Source organism: Klebsiella sp. 2-CIP_Kleb. (assembly GCF_050378715.1).
GTDB classification, from domain to species: Bacteria; Pseudomonadota; Gammaproteobacteria; order Enterobacterales; family Enterobacteriaceae; genus Klebsiella; species Klebsiella quasipneumoniae.
Genome location: NZ_JBNRLG010000004.1, coordinates 252,641 through 272,607, shown reverse-complemented (window position 1 = coordinate 272,607; position 19,967 = coordinate 252,641). Strand labels below are relative to the sequence as shown.

Below are 19,967 nucleotides of genomic sequence, written 5' to 3'. Positions count from 1 at the left end.
CTTATGCCTCACCAAGGTATGCGCGGATCACGTCCGGGTTATTACGAATCTCTTCCGGCGTCCCGTTGGCCAGCGGTGTCCCCTGGTTCACGACGTAGATACGATCGGAAATGCCCATCACCAGCTTCATATCGTGTTCGATAAGCAGGATGGTGGTGTTGTGATGGTTACGCAGCTCGGCGATAAGCTCGTCCAGCTCTTTGGTCTCTTTCGGGTTCAGCCCCGCCGCGGGTTCATCGAGCATCAGAATTTCCGGCTGGGTCACCATGCAGCGGGCAATCTCCAGCCGGCGCTGGTCGCCATAGGCCAGGTTGCTGGCCTGGCGGTTAGCGTGCTCCAGCAGGCCGATACGCTCCAGCCAGGTGGCCGCGCGATCCAGCGCTTCGCTCTGCGCCCGACGGAAGGCCGGCGTTTTCAGCAGACCGGAGAAGAGTCCGGTTTTCAGCTGCTGATGTTGCGCCACCAGCAGGTTTTCAATCACCGTCATTTCGCGGAACAGACGCACGTGCTGGAAGGTCCGCACCACGCCCATCCGGGCAATCTGCTGGCCCGGCAGCCCTTCCAGATGCTGGTCGCGCAGCAGAATGGTGCCGCCGGTAGGCTTGTAGAAACCGGTCAGGCAGTTAAAGACCGTGGTCTTCCCGGCGCCGTTGGGGCCGATCAGCGAGACGATCTCGCGCTCTCTGAGCTCCAGCGACACATTGTTGACGGCCAGCAGACCGCCGAAACGCATCATCAGGCCGCTGACGGATAATAATGGCTGACTCATGCCTGCTCTCCTTTCGCCTGACCGTTTTTCAGCTTCAACTGCACGCGCGTCATTGGCAGAAGCCCCTGCGGACGCCAGATCATCATCAGCACCATCAGGCCGCCGAGCATTAACATGCTGTATTCGTTAAAGTCACGCATCAGCTCACGCGACACCACCAGCAGAATAGCCGCCAGGATCACCGCGAACTGCGAGCCCATCCCGCCCAGCACGACGATCGCCAGTACGAAGGCGGACTCGGCGAAGGTAAAGGATTCCGGACTGACGAAACCCTGGCGCGCGGCGAACAGCGTCCCGGCAAATCCGGCAAACGCGGCGCTGATGGTAAAGGCGGTCAGCTTAATGCGCGTCGGGCTCAGGCCCAGCGAACGACAGGCGATTTCATCTTCACGCAGCGCTTCCCACGCCCGCCCCAGCGGCATCCGCAGCAGGCGGTTGATAACGAACAGGCTCAGCACCACCAGCAGCAGCGCCACCAGGTAGAGGAAAATCACCCGGTCGGAGGGATCGTATTTGAGGCCGAAGAAGTTGCTGAAGGTATCCCAGCCGCCTTCGCGGGCGCTACGGCTAAATTCGAGGCCAAAGAAGGTCGGTTTCGGGATCTGGCTGATGCCGTTCGGCCCGCCGGTGATTTCGGTATTGTTGAGCAGCAGAATACGCACGATCTCGCCGAAGCCTAAGGTCACGATCGCCAGGTAGTCGCCGCGCAGACGCAGTACCGGGAAACCGAGCAGGAAGCCAGCCGCCGCGGAGACCAGGCCGGCCAGCGGCAGACAGGTCCAGAAACCAAGACCGTAATAGTGGTTCAGCAGCGCGAAAGTGTAGGCGCCGATGGCGTAGAACCCGCCGTAGCCCAGCACCAGCAGGCCGGAAAGCCCGACCACCACGTTCAGCCCGAGGCCGAGGATGATATAGATCATCGTCAGGGTGGCGATATCCACCGTGCCGCGCGACACCATAAACGGCCAGGCCACGGCAATGACCAGCAGGGCGATCAGGAACAGCTTCTGCTTCACCGTTGAGCCGTCAATCGCCGGCATAATAAACTTCGGCCCGGAGACGTTCTTAACCGCTTTCTGGAACAGCGGCCGCAGCAGCTGGAAGAAAAAGACCACCGCGGTGCCGATGAAGATCCACTGCCAGCGAATATCGGCGGCGGTATCCACCACCAGTTTGGTGCCGTTCAGCTCCAGCTGCACGCCCATAAAGACGCCCGCCAGAATGAAGAACATCGCAGCAGAGAGCAGCGCCATTGCAATTTGCATCGGTTTCATACTTTTTCAACCTCCGGGCGGCCCAGAATGCCGGTCGGCATTACTAACAGCACCAGAATCAGCAGCGCGAAGGAAACCACGTCCTTATATTCAGTGCTGAGATAGGCAGAAGAGAGCGCTTCGGCAATCCCCAGGATCAGGCCGCCGATCATCGCGCCCGGAATACTGCCGATACCGCCGAGCACGGCGGCGGTGAAGGCCTTCATCCCGGCCATAAAGCCGATGTAGGGGTTAATCACGCCGTAGAACTGCCCCAGCAGCACGCCGGCCACCGCCGCCATCGCTGCGCCGATGACAAAGGTCAGGGCGATAACGCGGTCGGTGTTAATCCCGAGCAGGCTGGCCATTTTCAGGTCTTCGGCACAGGCGCGGCAGGCGCGCCCCATCCGCGAGTAGCGAATGAACAGCGTCAGGGCCAGCATGGCGATAAAAGTCACCACCCAGATCACCAGCTGCATGGTGGTGATCGTCGCAGAGAAGCTGTCGCTGTGGCCGACGACCCACTGGCCGTTAAACAAGCTCGGCAGCGCCACGTCGCGGGAGCCCTGGGTCAGGCTGACGTAGTTCTGCAGGAAGATAGACATCCCGATAGCGGAGATCAGCGCAATCAGACGTTTAGAGTTACGCACCGGCCGATAGGCCACGCGCTCAATGCTCCAGCCGTAGGCGCTGGCAATCACAATGGCGCCCACGAAGCCGGCGGCGACCAGCAGCCAGCTGGTGTCGATGCCCATCATCATCAGCGCGGCGATGATCATGAAGGAGACATAGCTGCCAATCATATAGACCTCGCCGTGGGCGAAGTTGATCATGCCGATAATGCCGTACACCATCGTATAGCCGATGGCGATCAGCGCATAGGTACTGCCCAGCGTGACGCCGTTAAACATCTGCTGCAGAAAATAGAGAAACTGCTCGGACATAAGGTAACCTTTTTCAAACCGCCCGCGGTTCGCGGGCGGAGGGATAACTCATCTTCAGCGCTTATTTCGCCGCGCTCGAAGAGCCGTCGGCGTGCCACTGGAAGACACCAAACTCAAATCCCTTCAGATCGCCTTTTTCATCCCAGGTCAGCGGCCCAATCACGGTTTTCGCCCCGTGCGCTTTCAAATCTTTGATTAAATCCAGCGGCTGCTGGCTGCCGGTTCTGTCCATCGCCTGCGCCAGCGACTGAACCGCGGCGTAAGTGATCCAGACATACGGCCCGCTCGGATCTTTCTTCTCCGCTTTCAGCGCGTTGACGATGGCGCTGTTGGCAGGGTCCTGATCGTAGCGTTTTGGCATTGTCACCAGCATCCCTTCCGCCGCGGCGCCCGCGATATTGGACAGCGAGGCGTTGCCGACCCCTTCCGGCCCCATAAACACGGTTTTCAGCCCGACGGAGCGCGCCTGGCGCAGCATCTGCCCCATTTCCGGGTAGTAACCGCCGTAGTAGACGAAGTCGATGTTCTCTTTCTTCAGGCGCGCCAGCAGGGCGGAAAAATCTTTTTCACCCGCGGTGATGCCGTCAAAGAAGACGATGTTGGCGCCGGCTTTCTTCAGGTTGTCCTGCACCGAACGCGCCAGCCCTTCGCCGTACTGCTGCTTGTCATGAATGATAGCGATACGCTGCGGTTTCACTTTCTCGACGATATATTTCGCCGCGGTCGGCCCCTGCGAGGAGTCGAGGCCGGCGGTACGCATGATGTACTGGTATCCGCGCTGGGTCAGCTCCGGGTTGGTCGCTCCCGGGGAGATCATCAGGATGCCTTCATCCTCATAGATATCGGAAGCCGGCTGGGTGGAAGAGGAGCACAGGTGGCCGATAACGTACTGAATACCGTCGTTGACGATTTTGTTGGCTACCGCGACCGCTTGCTTCGGATCGCAGGCGTCGTCGTATTCGACGGCCACCAGCTTGTCGCCCTTAATGCCGCCGCTGGCGTTGATGTCTTTAATCGCCTGACGCGCGCCATTGAACTCCATGTCGCCCCACTGGGCCACCGGACCCGACATCGCGCCGACCACGGCGACCTTAATATCCTTGGCCATCGCCGCGTGCGACATCGCTAATGCGACAATGCCCGCGACGATGGTTTTCGCGTTCCTTTTCATGCTGCAGAACCCCGTTCGTGATGTGGTGTAAATGTTTTGTATTTTTATGGTTAAAAAGCATTCTGTGCTTTTATTAAACAACGCCATTTTTACCATTGAGTTTAATGGTTTAGCGCAGCTTTTCACTAAAAAACAGATTAAAATCTCTATTTTTCAGTCGATTAAGCAAAGATAATATTCTGTATTTTGCTGAAGATAAACAAAAAAAAGTCCATGCGGCAGCATAAAATAACGACACATAAGGCGGAATAAAACGCTGCACATTAGGTTAAAATTCTGCTTATTTTTCGATCCATGACGGATTGCGCTACCCCAACAACGCCAGGAAAACGAATCCCCTGATGTATGCGCAAAAAACAGCGCTCCGCCAGACAGCAATTTTGGGTACACTGGCGCCTCTGTTTTGCACTGGACTTGCCGCCCATGAAACTGACCATTATCCGTTTACAGCACTTCAGCGATCAGGATCGCATTGATCTGGGGAAAATCTGGCCGTCGCAGGATCTGTCGACGCTGACCCTTGATGAAAACCATCGTCTCTACGCCGCCCGCTTTAACGAGCGCCTGCTGGGCGCCGTGCGCGTTACCCTGCGCGGCGTCGAAGGTGAGCTCAGCGATCTGTGCGTGCGTGAAGTGACCCGCCGCCGCGGCGTCGGGCAATACTTAGTGGAAGAGACCTTACGGGATAACCCGACGATCAATAGCTGGCGCGTCGCCGACCGCGGGGTGGAAGACCGCGGCGTGATGGCGGCCTTTATGCAGGCACTCGGCTTTAGCGCCCAGCACACCGGTTGGGAAAAGCATTAAGCTGTAGCCCCGGTAAGCGCAGCGCAACCGGGGTCAGACCACGCATTTGCAGCGTGAAAGGCGCCCCGCCCATTTAACCCAGCATTTCGCGTTGCAAAAAGGCGTCAAGACCCGAAATCCCCGGGAGCTTACATTAGTAAGTGACCGGGGTTGAGGGTCGCAGACAACGCATTTGCAGCGTGAAAGGCGCCCCGCCCATTTAACCCAGCATTTCGTGTTGCAAAAAGGCGTCAACACCCGAAATCCCCGGGAGCTTACATTAGTAAGTGACCGGGGTTGAGGGTCGCAGACAACGCATTTGCAGCGTGAAAGGCGCCGGTTAAATTATTTGGCGTCGGTCGCCGTACCATTCGCATGCCAGGTAAAGACACCGAACTCGAATCCTTTCAGGTCGCCTTTCTGATCCCATGACAGCGGGCCCATCACGGTGTCCACGGTCGCGCCTTTCAGGTATTTAGCGATTTCCGCCGGATCGTCAGACTGATTCAGGCCCGCCTGCAGCGACTGCAGCGCCGCGTAGGTGGTCCAGACGAAGGCGCCGCTCGGATCCTGTTTTTTCGCCTTGATCGCATCCACAATCGGTTTGTTCGCCGGCACCTGGTCGTAGTTCTTCGGCTTGGTCACCAGCAGACCTTCCGCCGACTCGCCGGCGATGTTAGACAGGGAGACGTTCGCTACGCCTTCCGGGCCCATAAACTGGGTTTTCAGACCGGCAGCGCGGGCCTGACGCAGGATCTGGCCCATTTCCGGGTGATAGCCGCCATAATAGACGAAGTCGATATTCTCTTTCTTCAGGCGCGCTACCAGCGTGGAGAAGTCTTTCTCACCGGCGGTGATCCCGTCGAAGAAGACCACGTTCGCCCCGCCTTTTTTCAGGCCATCCTGCACCGCACGGGCCAAACCTTCGCCATACTGCTGTTTGTCATGCACCACTGCGATACGCTGCGGCTTCACTTTGTCGAGAATGTATTTCGCCGCGGTTGGTCCCTGGTCGGAGTCCAGTCCGGTGGTGCGCAGGATCAGCTTATAGCCGCGCGCGGTCAGCTCCGGCGCGGTTGCTGCCGGGGTGATCATCAGAATGCCTTCGTCTTCATAGATATCAGACGCCGGCTGAGTGGAAGAGGAGCACAGGTGGCCGATAACGTATTTGATCCCGTCGTTGACCACTTTGTTGGCGACCGCTACCGCCTGTTTCGGGTCGCAAGCGTCATCATATTTTACGATCTGCAGCTTATTGCCCTTAATGCCGCCCTTAGCATTGATATCCGCTACCGCCTGCTCGGCGCCGGTAAATTCCTGATCGCCGTACTGGGCCACCGGGCCGGACATCGCCCCGACTACCGCGATTTTGATATCTTCCGCCAGCGCCGCGCTGCTCATAACTAAGGCAATACATCCTGCCAGTAACGCTTTACCCTTCATATTCATCCTGAGGCTCCCCATTATTATGGTTTTTGCATTTGTTGTGATGTTGTTTGTTAGCGCATTATTTTGTTTATATCGATAGGAAAAGCATATGATAGCTAATCTACCGGGGGCTGCTCGCGCTTTTGCAGCACACTATGCTAAACATACCGTCATTCTGAGGAATTTGAAACGACTAAATTGCGGGCTATGTAACAGATAAGTGACAAATAAAAAAACCGCGCCAGCATGAACCGGACGCGGTGCAAAACAGGCCCTAATTACCAGCCAGCGGGCAGGTAGCCTACCGCGGACGCTATCGCGTAGACGGCGCTGCAAAGATACAACAACACAATGAAGCATTGGATAAGCGGATGGGTCATCCAGGCCGGACAGGTCCAGCCCGGCGTCAGGTCGCCACGCTGGCGGGCGCCCTTGAGCATCAGGATCGGCATAATCGATAAAATAACGCCGCTGAACACCCCGGCAAAATAGAGCGCGTTGACGAAGGAGACCATGCCGCTGTAGGCCAGCGCGAACGGCGGGATCGCCACCACCAGCAGCACCATCAGGCGACGGGCGGGCTGTTCGTCATTCCCCAGGCGGAACTGATCGAAGATATTGGTCAGGAAGCTGCCGCCCAGTCCCCAGTAGGAGGTCAACATCGCGCACAGCGCAAACAGGTTGGCGGAGAAGAAGGCCCATTCGCCAAGCGCCCTGCCCCAGGAGATGGTGGCCACATCCGAAATATTCTCCAGGCCGTTAAGCGAGATCACCGACAGCGGCACCAGCGCCAGCAGGGTAAAGGTCAGCGCCATGCCGACCATAATGGCTTTAGGCAATTTTTCCGGTTTGTCGGCGAAGCCCCGCGCCATTTCCGGGACGATATACTGTGCCGAGAAGCAGAACGCCACGACGTTGAAGACCGGAACCATATACAGCCAGTTGCCGTCGAGCAGATAGCCCACGCGGGTGGTCTCTTTCAGCAGCGTGGCAATCACCAGCACCGAGATCATCACCACCATGCCGATGCTGATAAATTTCTCGCCGCGGCCGATCGCCTTCAGCCCCAGATAGAGCACCCCTGCCGCCGGGACGAAAAACAGCACGCTGCCCAGCGCCGGCGAGATGCCAAACAGCGAGTGCAGCAGCTTGCCGCTGCCGGTCATATAAGCCGTCAATGCCCCGACGCTGTTGACGCAGACGGAGAGGAACATCATTAGCGCGCCGAAGCCGCCGACGTAGCGCTTTGATAATCCGCTGAGCTGCAGATGTTTACGCGTGCGGAGCGTGGATTCCGCGACATAGAGCATGGTCACCGTGGTCAGACTACCCACCAGCACCAGCCAGAACAGCAGTGGTAAAAAGCCCGCTTTGCTTGACGCATAGGCGATAGAGAGGACACCCGCGCCAATATTGGTACCGACAATCATCGATACCCCTTCGACGAAGCTCAGAGATTTTGCAGGGACAGCCGTACGTTCCCGGCCGGTGAGGACGGGAGAAAAGGTGGAGTTTTCAGACATAATACTTTCCGTTTTACTCCGGCGGTTTTCACCGCCGGAAAAAAGGTGATATCAGGGTGATAAACCACTCACGCTGAGCATAAACAGCCGGCTGCGGCGTCCTGTTTCTGTTCGGCTTCCCTGCCGCCGCAGCCCGCCGGGGAGACGTTAGCTCTTCAGTACGCGCGCCAGAATATCCAGCGCTTTCGAGAACTGGGCATCCGGAATCGTCAGCGGATAGAGGAAGCGGATCACGTTGCCGTAGACGCCACAGCTCAGCAGCAGCAGGCCGTTCTCCTGCGCTTTCTGTTGCACCTGGCGGGTGAACTCCGGCGACGGCTCGCCAGTTTGCGGATCGTTAAACTCCACTGCCACCATCGACCCCCGGCCGCGGACATCGACAATCGCCGGACAGGTGGCGCGCGCCTGGTTGAGCACTTCCTGCAGATGGCTACCCAGCTGCTCAGCGCGCTGGCACAGCTGCTCTTCGGCAATCACATCCAGCACCGCGTGCGCCGCGGCCACCGCCAGCGGGTTACCGGCATAGGTCCCGCCCAGTCCGCCTGGCGCTGGGGCATCCATTACCTCGGCGCGACCAACGACGCCCGACAGCGGGAAACCGCCGGCGAGGCTTTTCGCCATCGTCATCAGATCCGGTTTCACATCATAATGCTGCATGGCGAACAGCTTGCCGGTACGAGCGAAACCGGTCTGCACTTCATCGGCGATCAGCAGAATGCCGTGGGTATCGCACAGGTCGCGCAGCGCCTGCATGAAATCGGCCGGCGCGACGTTAAAGCCGCCTTCCCCCTGGATCGGCTCGAGGATGATGGCCGCGACCTGATCCGGCGCAATATCCGCTTTGAAAATGCGCTCCAGGCTTTTCAGCGCATCCGCGGTGGTCACGCCATGCGCCGCATTCGGGTAGACACCGTGATACACCGAGCCCGGGAACGGCCCGAAGCCGATTTTGTAGGGTGCGACCTTACCGGTGAGGGCCATGGTCATAAAGGTACGGCCGTGGAAACCGCCGCCGAAAGTTATCAGCCCCGGACGACCGGTGTAAGCGCGGGCAATTTTCACCGCGTTCTCGACCGCTTCCGCGCCGGTGGTGAAGAAGGCCGTTTTTGCCGGCCCGTCAATCGGCGCCAGATCGTTGATACGTTCCGCCAGCGTGACATAGCTTTCGTACGGCACAATCTGATAGGCGGTGTGGGTGAACGCCTGCAGCTGGTCAGCGACCGCGGCGACCACCTTCGGATGACGGTGACCGGTATTTAACACGGCGATACCGGCGGCGAAATCGATCACCTCATTGCCTTCGATATCCCACAGCGTGGCGTTCTCCGCCTTCTCGACAAAGTAGTTACACATTACGCCTACGCCGCGCGGCGTCGCCTGCTGGCGACGTTGATTCAGTTCTGAGCTTTTCACCTGCGAATCTCCTGTCGTGTATGTCACGTTATCGCAACAAATTAGAAACGATGTCGTTTATTTACACAGGAGTTGGCCCTATAATCGAGTACCAATTTTGAATATCTGAGGGATCCAATTGCGTTCGCTGGTGGGTGACCTGGTGCTGGTCCGTCTGCAGGAAGAGCGCGACCCTCTTCTGCACAAACGCTTATACAACGCGCTTCGCCGCGCGATCCTTGACGGTTCGCTGGCGCCGCAAAGCCGCCTGCCGCCGTCGCGGGACCTGGCGGGAGAACTCGGCGTATCAAGAAACACCATATTAACAACTTATGAACAATTACTGGCGGAAGGATATGTGGTTTCCCGTAGGGGAAGCGGAACATTCGTTGCCCAAACCGCCTCTGAAAGTTCCTTGACCGCTAAGGGTGAGCGGGAAAACAGCAGCATCGCGACATCGACGGCGCATCTTTCACGCCGCGGCCAGCACCTGCTCGGCCAGGTCAGCGCCAGCCCGCGCCAGTGGGGAGCGTTTATTCCCGGCGTACCGGACGTTAACGCCTTTCCCCATCCGCTGTTCAGCAAGATCCAGGCGCGCATCAGCCGTCGGCCAAAGCCCGAGCGGCTCAGCTACAGCTGCAACGGCGGTACCCCGGAGCTGCAGCAGGCGCTGGTGGATTATCTGCGGGTATCGCGCGGCGTCCACTGTCAGGCAGATCAAATTCTTATCACCGAGGGGATCCACCAGGCTATCGATCTGGTCACCCGCATGCTGTGCGACAGCGGCGATCTGGCGTGGGTGGAGGAGCCTTCCTACTGGGGCATTCGCCACCTGCTGGCGATGAACGACGTCCGGGCGGAGCCCCTGACCGTCGATGCCAACGGCCTGTGTCCGCCGGAAACGGTTGACGATGCGCCGCGGCTCATCTTTGTCACCCCCTCTCACCAGTATCCGCTGGGCGCAGTGATGAGCCTTGAACGTCGTCAGCGGCTGCTGGCGCTCGCCCGCCAGCAGGGGAGCTGGATCGTCGAAGATGATTATGACAGCGAGTTTCGCTTTTCCGGCCAGCCCATCCCCGCCCTGCAGGGGCTGGTGGCCGACGCGCCGGTGGTCTATATCGGCACCTTCAGTAAAACGCTCTATCCCGGCCTGCGTCTGGGCTATGTGGTGATCCCCCGTCCGCTGGTCAGCGATCTGAAGCACGCCCACGCCGAGCTTTACCGCGGCGGCCATTCGCTGATCCAGATGGCGCTGGCGGAGTTTATTACCGCTGGTCACTACTCGGCCCATATCCGCCGCATGCGCCTGCTCTACAGCCGTCGCCGCGCCTTTTTAACCGAGCTGATTCAGCGGCACTGTATGCCCGACGCCCTGTCGGACTTCAGCGATAATGCCGGGCTGCATTTGATCCTCAATTTACCGGAAGAGGCTGACGATGTGGCGATCGCCCGCGAGGCCAATGCGCGCCACATTCTGGTGCGGCCGCTCTCGCGCTACTACCTGACGGCGGCGCGTAAGAAAGGATTATTGATGGGATTTGCCAGCCAGCCCGAGGAGCAGATGGCGCCGGCGTTCAGCGTGCTGATCGGCTGCCTGCGGACGCACTGTCCAGAGGTGCTGCGGCCCATGGATGGCGCAGAAAAACAAAACGCCCCAACCTGAGGCGGGGCGTTATCGGGTTGCCTGGCGTCAGGCAGGGGTAGCGTATCAGGCTTCGATCGCGGCACGCAGTTTTTTCATGGCGTTCTTTTCCAGCTGACGCACGCGCTCTGCGGAGACGCCGTAGCGGTCAGCCAGCTCCTGCAGCGTGGACTTGTTGTCTTCGTCCAGCCAGCGGGCGCGGATGATATCCTGGCTACGCTCGTCCAGGCCCTGCATCGCGTCAGTCAGCTTATTCGCCGCCTGCTCTTCCCAGTTATCGTCTTCGATGCCGTCGGCAAAGTTTGACGTTTTGTCCTGCAGATACAGGACCGGCGCCATCGGCTGGCTGTCGGACTCATCGTCGGACGACATGTCGAAGGTCATGTCCTGGGCCGCCATACGGGATTCCATCTCGCGGACGTCTTTGCTCGACACGCCCAGCTCACGGGCCACCATTTCCACTTCATCCTGGTTGAACCAACCCAAACGCTGTTTGGTTTTACGCAGGTTAAAGAACAGCTTACGCTGTGCTTTGGTGGTAGCGACCTTCACGATACGCCAGTTGCGCAGCACGTATTCGTGAATTTCGGCTTTAATCCAGTGCACGGCGAAGGAGACCAGGCGCACACCCACTTCCGGGTTGAAGCGACGCACGGCTTTCATCAGGCCGATATTGCCTTCCTGGATCAGATCCGCCTGCGGCAGGCCATAGCCCGAGTAGTTACGAGCAATGTGAACAACAAAGCGCAGGTGAGACAGAATCAGCTTTTTCGCTGCTTCCAGATCGCCCTGGTAATGCAGCTTTTCAGCAAGCTCCCGCTCTTCATCAGCCGACAGCATCGGCCAAGTGTTAGCGGCCCGGATATACGATTCCAGGTTACCAACGGGGGCTAAAGCTAAAGTTTGCATTTCTTTGGTCATTCAAATCCTCTCAATTGATATCTTCTGACGTGGTCTTGTCCCCATCAGGCAACAAGCATGCCAGCATTCATGAGCAACGAGAATATCACTCACATTAGTATCAGACAGTGATTTTATCCACAAGTTCCATGCAACGGTGTGAATAAATTACGCACAAAATGTGACACCACGATGAAAAAGTGAGGGCAGGAAAAGGAGAACAAGCTTGCGTATCTTTCCCTGCGAACAGGAACTCATTGCAGCAGGGAAAGATTATATCACGCTTTTTTTAATCGGGAGTAAAGTGACGTAAATGTTGCACTGTCGCCAGCCAGGCGGCCACCCAGCCAATCATCGAGCAGACGATCAGCATCAGCAGACACTCGTCAAAGCCTAAGCCGCTTAGCTCAAACTGGGTGCCGAACACCTTCGCCACTTCGGTCACTGCCGACGAGAGGCGCATCACCAGAATCTCCGACAGGATCAGCGATAAAAACGCGCCGGAGAAGCCCAGCATCGCCCCGCCGTAGAGGAACGGACGCAGGATAAAGCCGTCGGTGGCGCCGATCAGTTTCTGCACGTTAATGGTATCGCGGCGGGCGAAGATGCTCAGGCGCACGCTGTTGCCGATCACCAGGAACACCGCCGCCACCATCAGCACGCCAATCATCGCCGACACGCGGCCCACCAGCCCGGTGAGCGAGGAGAGGCGGGCAAACCAGCTGTCGTCCATCCGCACCTCATCGACCCCCTGGATCCGCGATACCCGATCGCGCAGGGTGTTCAGCGCTTCCGTGCTCTGGAAATCCAGCTTCGGCACCACGATGGCGACCGCCGGCAGCGGGTTCTCTTCCAGCATATCCAGGGCGCCGCCAAAGCCGGACCAGTTACGGAATTCACCCAATGCCTCGTCACGTGACAAATAGTTCACCTTGTCGACGCCCTGCTCCGCCTGCAGCTGACCTACCACCCGCGCCGCGGCGTCGTCATCCAGCGTTTTTTCCAGATACACGGTGATCTGCGGCGAGGGATAGTACTGTGACGCCGCGCTGCTGACGTTTTTGTAGACCATGTAGCAGACGCTTGGCAGGGTCAACGAGATGGCGATAACCATCACCGTCAGGAAGGTGGCCAGCGGTGTGCTTTTTAAATCCTGGAGCGCGCCGTGCCAGGCGTAGCGCACCTGCTCGTTGAACACGTTGCTCTTACGCGAGGCCGGGTTAGGCGCCGCTTTCGGCCGTTTTGGCGCATTGCGCCCGCCGCCGCCGCCGCCCGCCGCGTTGCGCAGGCGATCGAACTTGCTGCCGAACTGGCGGATTTGGTTCATTGCGTCGCGCTTATTCACCCCGAATGCCTCCATGCAGATGGCCGTCGCTGAGCGTCAGCACGCGGTACGGACGGCTGGAGATAAGCCCCAGATCGTGCGTGGCCATCAGTACCGTCACCCCGACGCGGTTAAACTCTTCAAACAGACGTAAAATCCCCTCCGAGAGCGCCTCGTCGAGGTTACCGGTCGGTTCATCCGCCAGCAGTACCGCCGGCTTGTTGACCACCGCGCGAGCGATCCCCACGCGCTGCTGCTCGCCGCCGGAGAGCTGAATCGGAAAGTTCTTCGCTTTGTCCAGCAGCCCGACCTTGTCCAGCGCCGCCGAGACGCGGCGACGAATGTCATCGCCGCTGGCGCCGGCGATAATCAGCGGGATCGCCACGTTGTCATACACGGTGCGATCCATCAGCAAATGGTGGTCCTGGAAAATCATGCCGATCTGGCGGCGCAGGAACGGCACCTCACGGCTCTTCAGGCGGCTGATTTCATGACCGCTGAAGAAGATTTTGCCGGCGCTGGGCCGTTCGATACCACAGATAAGCTTCAGCAGGGTACTTTTCCCTGCGCCGGAGTGGCCGGTCAGAAACGCCATCTCGCCCGGCTGCAGGTGGAAGTTCACCCCCTGCAGCGCTTGTCTCCCACCGAGATAGGCTTTGCTGACTTGTTCAAAGCGAATCATTCTTAATCCTCTCGGGCAAAAAGTGCCTCAATAAAGTCGCCCGCATTAAACGGACGCAGATCCTCAATACGCTCGCCGACGCCAATATAGCGAATCGGAATGCCGAACTGGTCGGCCACCGAGAAGATCACGCCGCCTTTGGCGGTGCCATCCAGCTTGGTTAGGGTGATCCCGGTCAAACCTACCGCCTCATGGAACAGTTTGGCCTGGCTAATGGCATTCTGCCCGGTGCTGGCGTCGATGGTTAACATCACCTCATGCGGCGCGTCGACGTCCAGCTTTTTCATCACCCGGACGATCTTCTTCAGCTCTTCCATCAGGTGCGATTTATTCTGCAGACGCCCGGCGGTATCGGCAATCAGCACATCAACATGGCGCGCCTTCGCCGCCTGAATGGCGTCGAAAATCACCGAAGCGGAATCGGCGCCGGTGTGCTGGGCGATCACCGGGATATTGTTACGCTGCCCCCAGACCTGCAACTGTTCTACCGCCGCCGCACGGAAGGTATCCCCCGCCGCCAGCATCACCGATTTGCCCTGCTGCTCAAACTGACGCGCCAGCTTGCCGATGGTGGTGGTTTTCCCCACCCCGTTCACGCCGACCATCAGAATAACAAATGGCGTTTTGCCTTCAACGTTCAGCGGCGCATCCACTTTGGCGAGAATCTCACCCATCTCTTCTTTCAGCAGGCCGTACAGCGCCTCCGCATCGCGCAGCTGCTTACGGCTGGCACCCTCAGTGAGGTTAGTAATGATCTTGCGGGTGGTCTCCACCCCGACATCAGCGATCAGCAGCTGCTCTTCCAGCTCTTCAAACAGATCGTCGTCGATCTTCTTACCGCGGAACAGGCTGATAAATCCGGAACCGAGATTTTCTTTTGTTTTCAGAAGGCTACGTTTTAGGCGGGCAAAAAAGCCTTCTTTCGTCGGTTTTTCCTGCTCCTGGGCCAGTGCTTCCACCGGCGCCTCGTCTTCTGGCGCCGGCACCACCACCGCCGCCTCTTCTGCCGCCTCGGCCGCCAGCGCCTGCGCTTCCAGCTCTTCATCGCTTAACGGCGCGTCCTCTTCCGGCGCTTCCGTCTCCTGCAGCTGGGCAACAGCATCCTCTACAGGCTGCTCAGCCACGACCTCCGCCGCCACCGGTTCGGCGATAACCTCTTCCGCCAGCGACTCAACCACCGCAGGCTGTTCAGGCGGTTCGCTGACCGCGGGCTCCGGTTCAACAACAGGCGCTTCTTCGGTCAGAGCAGGCGTTTCCACCCACTTTTCTTCCTGCACGCTGGCAGGCTCCGCAAGGTGGGCCTTTTCGTTTTCGACCACCGTCTCGGTGACGTCGACGACCTCTTCGGCAAACGCCTCCGGGTCCGCTTTCGGCGCGCTCGGCTCGGCAGGGGTTGCCGCCGCCGGCGCCTCATCGGCAACCGCTTGTTGTTCTTCTACTTTTTGTTCAGTCTCGGTTTCCTGTGCCTGTTCTTTCTGTCCAAAGCCCAGCCAGGAAAAGAAGCCACGTTTTTTCTCTTTTGCCATTTGCGACCACACTCCTCGCTGTTTATTCATGGCGCAGCTTCATCAGAAGCTGAAAAAATGATGAAATTAGTTGGATAGTCTATCACTTAACTTAACTCGCAGCACCGCCCCCGGATTAAGGTTTCGTCAACCGCCGTCGATCGCTAGAATAGCAGGCCGGAAGTTGAGACTTGAGCAGAGAGATGAAAAAACCAAACCACGCGGGCAGCGGTCAGATCCGCATCATCGGCGGGCAATGGCGCGGCCGTAAATTACCGGTGCCGGAGAGCCCGGGCCTGCGGCCGACCACCGACCGGGTTCGCGAAACCCTTTTTAACTGGCTGGCGCCGTCCATCGTTGACGCGCACTGCCTCGACTGCTTTGCCGGCAGCGGCGCGCTGGGGCTTGAGGCGCTGTCCCGCTATGCGGCCAGCACTACGCTACTGGAGATGGAGCGCGGCGTCGCTCAGCAGTTGCAAAAAAACCTGGCCACCCTGAAAGCGGATCGCGGCAAGGTGATCGCGACCAACACCCTCAGCTTCCTGAGCCAACCGGGCACGCCGCATGAGATCGTATTCGTCGACCCACCGTTCCGTCAGGGGCTGCTGGAGGAGACGCTGCGCCTGCTGGAAACGCAGGGCTGGCTGGCCGATGAGGCCCTGGTGTACGTCGAAAGCGAAGTCGAAAACGGTTTACCGCCGGTACCGGCGAACTGGCATCTGTATCGTGAAAAAGTGGCCGGACAGGTCGCGTACCGTCTTTACCAACGTGAGGCCCAAGGAGAGAACCATGCTGATTAATTTAGGCCGCCTGCTGATGCTGTGCGTCTGGGCCTTTCTGTTATTGAATCTGTTTCAGCCCTTCCCGAAGCCGCTGAATATCTTCGTCAACGTCGCGCTGATTTTTATGATCCTGATGCATGGTCTGCAGCTGACGCTGCTCAAGGCGACGCAGCCGAAAGATGCCCCGCCGCTGGGCCGCTTTGAGCAAATCCGCATTTTTATCTTCGGCGTGTTTGAGCTCGTCGCCTGGCAGAAAAAACTGAAGGCGACGCTGAAGAAATAGTCCTGACAAGGGCTCAGGGATCGGGCGTAAACGCCACGAACGCTGTGCCCTTATAACTCAACATCCCGCGATCGCCGACGCTCAGCGCATGATACTGCGGCGCGTCAAGGCGAAACACCACCTCCAGCCCGCCGCTCTCAGGGCGAAAGCTCGCTTCATAGCGCATCTCGCTGCCCGCAGGCGTCACCGTCTGTTGGCGCGAACGCCGATCGTTAATCACTTTTTCCCGCTTATTGCTGACGATCACCCGCTTTTGCAACACCGGCGCGGCGTCGTTCGCCAGTTTTTCGCGGCGCTGCTGCACATAGCGAAACGAAGCCGCCACCACAATCACCGCGACGACCAGAACAAAAAAGAGCGGCATTTTACTCATTAAGGTTACCCATAAAAAATATCAGGAATCAGCATACTGCGACTGGAATAACATTGTCATCTGCTGCGCCAAACCACTACACTGAGTGGTAGCTTCACGCATCCATAACTTTCTTTATGATAACAGATACAGGGACTTACTATGCTTTGGTCATTTATTGCTGTCTGTTTCTCCGCATGGCTTTATGTCGATGCATCCTATCGCGGGCCGGCCTGGCGACGCTGGGTATTTAAACCTGTCACCCTGATTCTGTTGCTGTTGCTGGCCTGGCAGGCGCCGATGTTCAATGCCATCAGCTACCTGGTGCTGGCTGGCCTGTGCGCCTCGCTGCTCGGCGACGCCCTCACCCTGCTGCCGCGCCAGCGGGTGATGTACGCGGTGGGCGCCTTCTTCCTGTCGCATCTGCTGTATACCATCTGGTTTGCCAGCCAGCTGACGCTGTCGTTCTTCTGGCCGCTGCCGCTGGTGCTGCTGGTATTCGGCGCCCTGCTGATGGCGGTGATCTGGAGCCGCCTGGAAGAGATGAAAATGCCGGTGCTGACCTTTATCGGCATGACGCTGGTGATGGTCTGGCTGGCCGGTGAGCTATGGTTTGCCCGCCCTACCGACACCGCGCTGTCCGGTTTCGCCGGCGCCGCTCTGCTGCTGCTGAGCAATGCCGTGTGGCTGGTAAGTCACTATCGTCGCCGTTTCCGCGCCGATAACGCCATTGCCGCCGCGTTTTACTTTGCCGGCCACTTCCTCATCGTGCGCGCGCTGTACCTGTAATTTAGTCCTTGACTCTGGAGTCGACTCCAGAGTGTATCCTACGGCTAATGAGAAAATTATCATTTACCGGAGGGTGCCATGTCGACTCCAGACGCGCAGGATAAAAAAGTCCCACAATTCTCGTCATTCACCATGCGGCCAGCGCCCGCCCCGGCGGAGAGCTGCTGCACAGACCACGCCTGCGCCGTAGAGAGCGCACCAGCTGCCGAAGCGCTTAGCGACGCCCGCTACAGCTGGCAGGTTGCCGGCATGGACTGCGCCGCCTGCGCCCGCAAGGTGGAAACGGCGGTTCGTCAGGTGCCCGGCGTCAGTCAGGTTCAGGTGCTGTTCGCCACGGAAAAATTATTGGTTAACGCTGAAGGCGACGTTCGCGCCCAGGTTGAGCAGGCGGTACGTCAGGCAGGCTATACGCTGCGCGATGCCGATGCCCCCGCGTCAGAGAAAACGCAGGGCTCGCGGCTGCGCGACAATTTACCGTTGCTGACGCTGGTCATTATGATGGCCCTGAGCTGGGGGCTGGAGCAGGCCAACCACCCTGCCGGTCAGTTAGCCTTTGTTGCCACCACCCTGGTCGGCCTGTGGCCGGTTGCCCGCCAGGCGATGCGCCTGATCAAAAGCGGGAGCTGGTTCGCCATTGAAACGCTGATGAGCGTCGCCGCCATCGGAGCGCTGTTTATCGGCGCCACCGCAGAGGCGGCGATGGTCCTGCTGCTGTTCCTGATCGGCGAGCGTCTCGAAGGCTGGGCCGCCAGCCGCGCGCGGCAGGGCGTGAGCGCGCTGATGGCGCTGAAGCCCGACACCGCCATCCGTCTGCGCAACGGCGTGCGGGAAACCGTCGCCCAGCGTGACCTGCGTCCCGGAGATGTGATTGAAGTGGCCGCCGGCGGGCGTCTGCCGGCGGATGGACAACTGCTGTCGCCGTTTGCCAGCTTTGATGAAAGCGCCCTGACCGGCGAGTCGGTGCCGGTGGAGCGCCAGGCCGGAGAACGGGTAGCGGCGGGCGCCACCAGCGTCGACCGCCTGGTGCAGCTGACCGTGATCTCCGAACCGGGCGACAGCGCCATCGACCGCATCCTGAAGCTGATTGAAGAGGCGGAGGAACGTCGGGCGCCGATCGAGCGTTTTATCGACCGCTTCAGCCGGATCTACACTCCGGCCATTATGGTGGTGGCCCTGTTGGTGGCCATTGTCCCGCCGCTGTTCTTCGCCAGCGCCTGGCTGCCATGGATCTATAAAGGCTTAACGCTGCTGTTGATCGGCTGCCCGTGCGCGCTGGTCATCTCCACCCCGGCAGCCATCACCTCCGGCCTGGCGGTCGCCGCCCGACGCGGGGCGCTGATCAAAGGCGGCGCGGCGCTGGAACAGCTGGGCCAGGTGCGCCAGGTGGCGTTCGATAAAACCGGCACCCTGACCGTCGGGCAGCCGCAGGTGACCTCGGTCATCGCCACGGCTGAGAATGACGACAACGCGCTGCTGGCGCTGGCGGCGGCGGTGGAGCAAGGCTCCAGCCATCCGTTGGCGCAGGCCATCGTCCGCGAAGCGCAGCGGCGCCAGCTGAGCATTCCGCTGGCCAGCGGCCAGCGGGCGCTGGCAGGTTCCGGTATCGAAGCCGAGGTCAACGGCAGCCGGATTTTAATCTGCGCGGCCAGCAAAGCCGCCCCGGCAGAGCATGAGGCGCAGATCCAGCAGCTGGAGAGCGCCGGGCAAACGGTGGTGCTGGTCATGCGCGGCGAGACGCTTCTCGGCATCCTGGCGCTGCGCGACACCCTGCGCGACGACGCGCGTCAGGCAGTGGATGCCTTACACCAGTTGGGGGTGCAGGGGGTGATCCTCACCGGGGATAACCCGCGCGCCGCGGCGGCCATCGCCAGCGAACTGGGGCTGGAATTCCGCGCCGGCCTGCTGCCGGCGGACAAAGTCGAAGCGGTGATGGCGTTGAATGCCGATGCGCCGCTGGCGATGGTCGGCGACGGCATCAACGACGCCCCGGCGATGAAAGCGGCGACCATCGGCATCGCCATGGGCAGCGGTACCGACGTGGCGCTGGAGACTGCCGACGCCGCGCTGACCCACAACCGTCTGACCGGCCTGGCGCAGATGATTTCCCTGGCGCGGGCGACTCACGCCAATATCCGCCAGAACATCGCGATTGCCTTAGGGCTGAAGGGGATTTTCCTTGTCACCACCCTGCTCGGCCTGACCGGTCTGTGGCTGGCGGTGCTGGCGGATACCGGCGCCACCGTGCTGGTAACGGCTAACGCGCTGCGGTTATTGCGTAAGAAGTTGTAGCATAGATACCGGCTTCCCTGCTCGCGCTACGCTTAGCAGGGCTACGGTTCCAGACCGTCGGGTAGCCCGGATAAGGCGCTACGCGCCGCCATCCGGGGTATTCCCTGCTCGCGCTACGCTTAGCAGGGCTACGGTTCCGGACCGTCGGGTAGC

The 19,967-nt window shown here is 59.5% G+C and carries 18 protein-coding genes; 6 read left to right on the top strand and 12 right to left on the bottom strand.

Features of this window, described 5'->3' with window-relative positions; all coding sequences use genetic code 11:
• Position 1: 1 nt before the first annotated feature.
• The 4 genes from livG to livK form a co-directional block, all read right to left on the bottom strand.
• Positions 2-769, bottom strand: coding sequence for a high-affinity branched-chain amino acid ABC transporter ATP-binding protein LivG (gene livG / locus ACQUTP_RS16395; protein WP_002920803.1), 768 nt, complete (start codon positions 767-769; stop codon positions 2-4).
• A complete protein-coding gene (livM, locus tag ACQUTP_RS16390; RefSeq protein WP_135712312.1) occupies positions 766-2,043 on the bottom strand; it encodes a branched chain amino acid ABC transporter permease LivM in 1,278 nt (425 codons plus the stop codon). The genes livG and livM overlap by 4 nt, the downstream gene beginning before the upstream one ends.
• Positions 2,040-2,966 (bottom strand): high-affinity branched-chain amino acid ABC transporter permease LivH, encoded by a 927-nt coding sequence (gene livH / locus ACQUTP_RS16385; protein ID WP_002920807.1) that lies wholly within the window; start codon positions 2,964-2,966, stop codon positions 2,040-2,042. Before livH ends, livM begins: the two co-directional genes overlap by 4 nt.
• Before the next feature lie 61 nt (positions 2,967-3,027).
• Positions 3,028-4,137, bottom strand: coding sequence for a high-affinity branched-chain amino acid ABC transporter substrate-binding protein LivK (livK, locus tag ACQUTP_RS16380; RefSeq protein WP_002920808.1), 1,110 nt, complete (start codon positions 4,135-4,137; stop codon positions 3,028-3,030).
• 423 nt (positions 4,138-4,560) lie between these two features.
• On the opposite strand from livK, the gene panM reads away from it, so the two are divergent.
• Positions 4,561-4,944, top strand: a complete 384-nt coding sequence (panM, locus tag ACQUTP_RS16375; protein WP_004202106.1) for an aspartate 1-decarboxylase autocleavage activator PanM — start codon at positions 4,561-4,563, stop codon at positions 4,942-4,944.
• Positions 4,945-5,268: 324 nt separating this feature from the next.
• Here panM and livJ read toward each other — a convergent pair whose 3' ends face one another.
• The 3 genes from livJ to ACQUTP_RS16360 form a co-directional block, all read right to left on the bottom strand.
• Positions 5,269-6,372, bottom strand: a complete 1,104-nt coding sequence (livJ, locus tag ACQUTP_RS16370; protein WP_002920812.1) for a branched chain amino acid ABC transporter substrate-binding protein LivJ — start codon at positions 6,370-6,372, stop codon at positions 5,269-5,271.
• Between the two features lie 257 nt (positions 6,373-6,629).
• Complete coding sequence (locus ACQUTP_RS16365) at positions 6,630-7,874, bottom strand: aromatic amino acid transport family protein (protein ID WP_017899980.1); 1,245 nt, start codon at positions 7,872-7,874, stop codon at positions 6,630-6,632.
• Between the two features lie 147 nt (positions 7,875-8,021).
• The gene (locus ACQUTP_RS16360; protein WP_004202103.1) at positions 8,022-9,287 is read right to left on the bottom strand and encodes a 4-aminobutyrate--2-oxoglutarate transaminase; all 1,266 of its coding nucleotides are present in this window, start codon (positions 9,285-9,287) and stop codon (positions 8,022-8,024) included.
• A 118-nt stretch (positions 9,288-9,405) separates the two neighbouring features.
• On the opposite strand from ACQUTP_RS16360, the gene ACQUTP_RS16355 reads away from it, so the two are divergent.
• A complete protein-coding gene (locus ACQUTP_RS16355) occupies positions 9,406-10,929 on the top strand; it encodes a PLP-dependent aminotransferase family protein (protein ID WP_004202101.1) in 1,524 nt (507 codons plus the stop codon).
• Between the two features lie 45 nt (positions 10,930-10,974).
• On the opposite strand, the gene rpoH is transcribed toward ACQUTP_RS16355, so the two are convergent.
• The 4 genes from rpoH to ftsY form a co-directional block, all read right to left on the bottom strand.
• Complete coding sequence (gene rpoH, locus ACQUTP_RS16350) at positions 10,975-11,829, bottom strand: RNA polymerase sigma factor RpoH (protein WP_002920815.1); 855 nt, start codon at positions 11,827-11,829, stop codon at positions 10,975-10,977.
• A gap of 268 nt (positions 11,830-12,097) precedes the next feature.
• A complete protein-coding gene (gene ftsX, locus ACQUTP_RS16345; protein WP_002920816.1) occupies positions 12,098-13,153 on the bottom strand; it encodes a permease-like cell division protein FtsX in 1,056 nt (351 codons plus the stop codon).
• The gene (ftsE, locus tag ACQUTP_RS16340; RefSeq protein WP_004202097.1) at positions 13,146-13,814 is read right to left on the bottom strand and encodes a cell division ATP-binding protein FtsE; all 669 of its coding nucleotides are present in this window, start codon (positions 13,812-13,814) and stop codon (positions 13,146-13,148) included. Before ftsE ends, ftsX begins: the two co-directional genes overlap by 8 nt.
• Before the next feature lie 2 nt (positions 13,815-13,816).
• On the bottom strand, positions 13,817-15,340 hold the full coding sequence (ftsY, locus tag ACQUTP_RS16335) for a signal recognition particle-docking protein FtsY (RefSeq protein WP_148390302.1): 1,524 nt from the start codon (positions 15,338-15,340) through the stop codon (positions 13,817-13,819).
• 182 nt (positions 15,341-15,522) lie between these two features.
• On the opposite strand from ftsY, the gene rsmD reads away from it, so the two are divergent.
• Entirely contained in the window at positions 15,523-16,119 is a 597-nt protein-coding gene (gene rsmD / locus ACQUTP_RS16330) for a 16S rRNA (guanine(966)-N(2))-methyltransferase (protein ID WP_004202093.1), read from the top strand.
• Positions 16,109-16,384 carry a DUF1145 family protein gene (locus tag ACQUTP_RS16325; RefSeq protein ID WP_004202092.1) on the top strand — a complete coding sequence of 92 codons (276 nt, stop codon included), beginning with the start codon at positions 16,109-16,111 and terminating at the stop codon, positions 16,382-16,384. Before rsmD ends, ACQUTP_RS16325 begins: the two co-directional genes overlap by 11 nt.
• A gap of 13 nt (positions 16,385-16,397) precedes the next feature.
• On the opposite strand, the gene ACQUTP_RS16320 is transcribed toward ACQUTP_RS16325, so the two are convergent.
• A complete protein-coding gene (locus ACQUTP_RS16320; RefSeq protein WP_025999214.1) occupies positions 16,398-16,748 on the bottom strand; it encodes a DUF2500 domain-containing protein in 351 nt (116 codons plus the stop codon).
• 150 nt (positions 16,749-16,898) lie between these two features.
• On the opposite strand from ACQUTP_RS16320, the gene ACQUTP_RS16315 reads away from it, so the two are divergent.
• Positions 16,899-17,525, top strand: coding sequence for a lysoplasmalogenase (locus ACQUTP_RS16315; protein WP_004202090.1), 627 nt, complete (start codon positions 16,899-16,901; stop codon positions 17,523-17,525).
• A 78-nt stretch (positions 17,526-17,603) separates the two neighbouring features.
• On the top strand, positions 17,604-19,814 hold the full coding sequence (zntA, locus tag ACQUTP_RS16310; RefSeq protein WP_048325942.1) for a Zn(II)/Cd(II)/Pb(II) translocating P-type ATPase ZntA: 2,211 nt from the start codon (positions 17,604-17,606) through the stop codon (positions 19,812-19,814).
• Positions 19,815-19,967 lie beyond the last annotated feature (153 nt).

Coding starts and splice junctions, on each gene's coding strand:
- livG (WP_002920803.1), bottom strand. CDS start 769: ATGAGTCAGCCATTATTATCCGTCAGCGGCCTGATGATGCGTTTCGGC.
- livM (WP_135712312.1), bottom strand. CDS start 2,043: ATGAAACCGATGCAAATTGCAATGGCGCTGCTCTCTGCTGCGATGTTC.
- livH (WP_002920807.1), bottom strand. CDS start 2,966: ATGTCCGAGCAGTTTCTCTATTTTCTGCAGCAGATGTTTAACGGCGTC.
- livK (WP_002920808.1), bottom strand. CDS start 4,137: ATGAAAAGGAACGCGAAAACCATCGTCGCGGGCATTGTCGCATTAGCG.
- panM (WP_004202106.1), top strand. CDS start 4,561: ATGAAACTGACCATTATCCGTTTACAGCACTTCAGCGATCAGGATCGC.
- livJ (WP_002920812.1), bottom strand. CDS start 6,372: ATGAATATGAAGGGTAAAGCGTTACTGGCAGGATGTATTGCCTTAGTT.
- ACQUTP_RS16365 (WP_017899980.1), bottom strand. CDS start 7,874: ATGTCTGAAAACTCCACCTTTTCTCCCGTCCTCACCGGCCGGGAACGT.
- rpoH (WP_002920815.1), bottom strand. CDS start 11,829: ATGACCAAAGAAATGCAAACTTTAGCTTTAGCCCCCGTTGGTAACCTG.
- ftsE (WP_004202097.1), bottom strand. CDS start 13,814: ATGATTCGCTTTGAACAAGTCAGCAAAGCCTATCTCGGTGGGAGACAA.
- ftsY (WP_148390302.1), bottom strand. CDS start 15,340: ATGGCAAAAGAGAAAAAACGTGGCTTCTTTTCCTGGCTGGGCTTTGGA.
- rsmD (WP_004202093.1), top strand. CDS start 15,523: ATGAAAAAACCAAACCACGCGGGCAGCGGTCAGATCCGCATCATCGGC.
- ACQUTP_RS16325 (WP_004202092.1), top strand. CDS start 16,109: ATGCTGATTAATTTAGGCCGCCTGCTGATGCTGTGCGTCTGGGCCTTT.
- ACQUTP_RS16320 (WP_025999214.1), bottom strand. CDS start 16,748: ATGCCGCTCTTTTTTGTTCTGGTCGTCGCGGTGATTGTGGTGGCGGCT.
- ACQUTP_RS16315 (WP_004202090.1), top strand. CDS start 16,899: ATGCTTTGGTCATTTATTGCTGTCTGTTTCTCCGCATGGCTTTATGTC.
- zntA (WP_048325942.1), top strand. CDS start 17,604: ATGTCGACTCCAGACGCGCAGGATAAAAAAGTCCCACAATTCTCGTCA.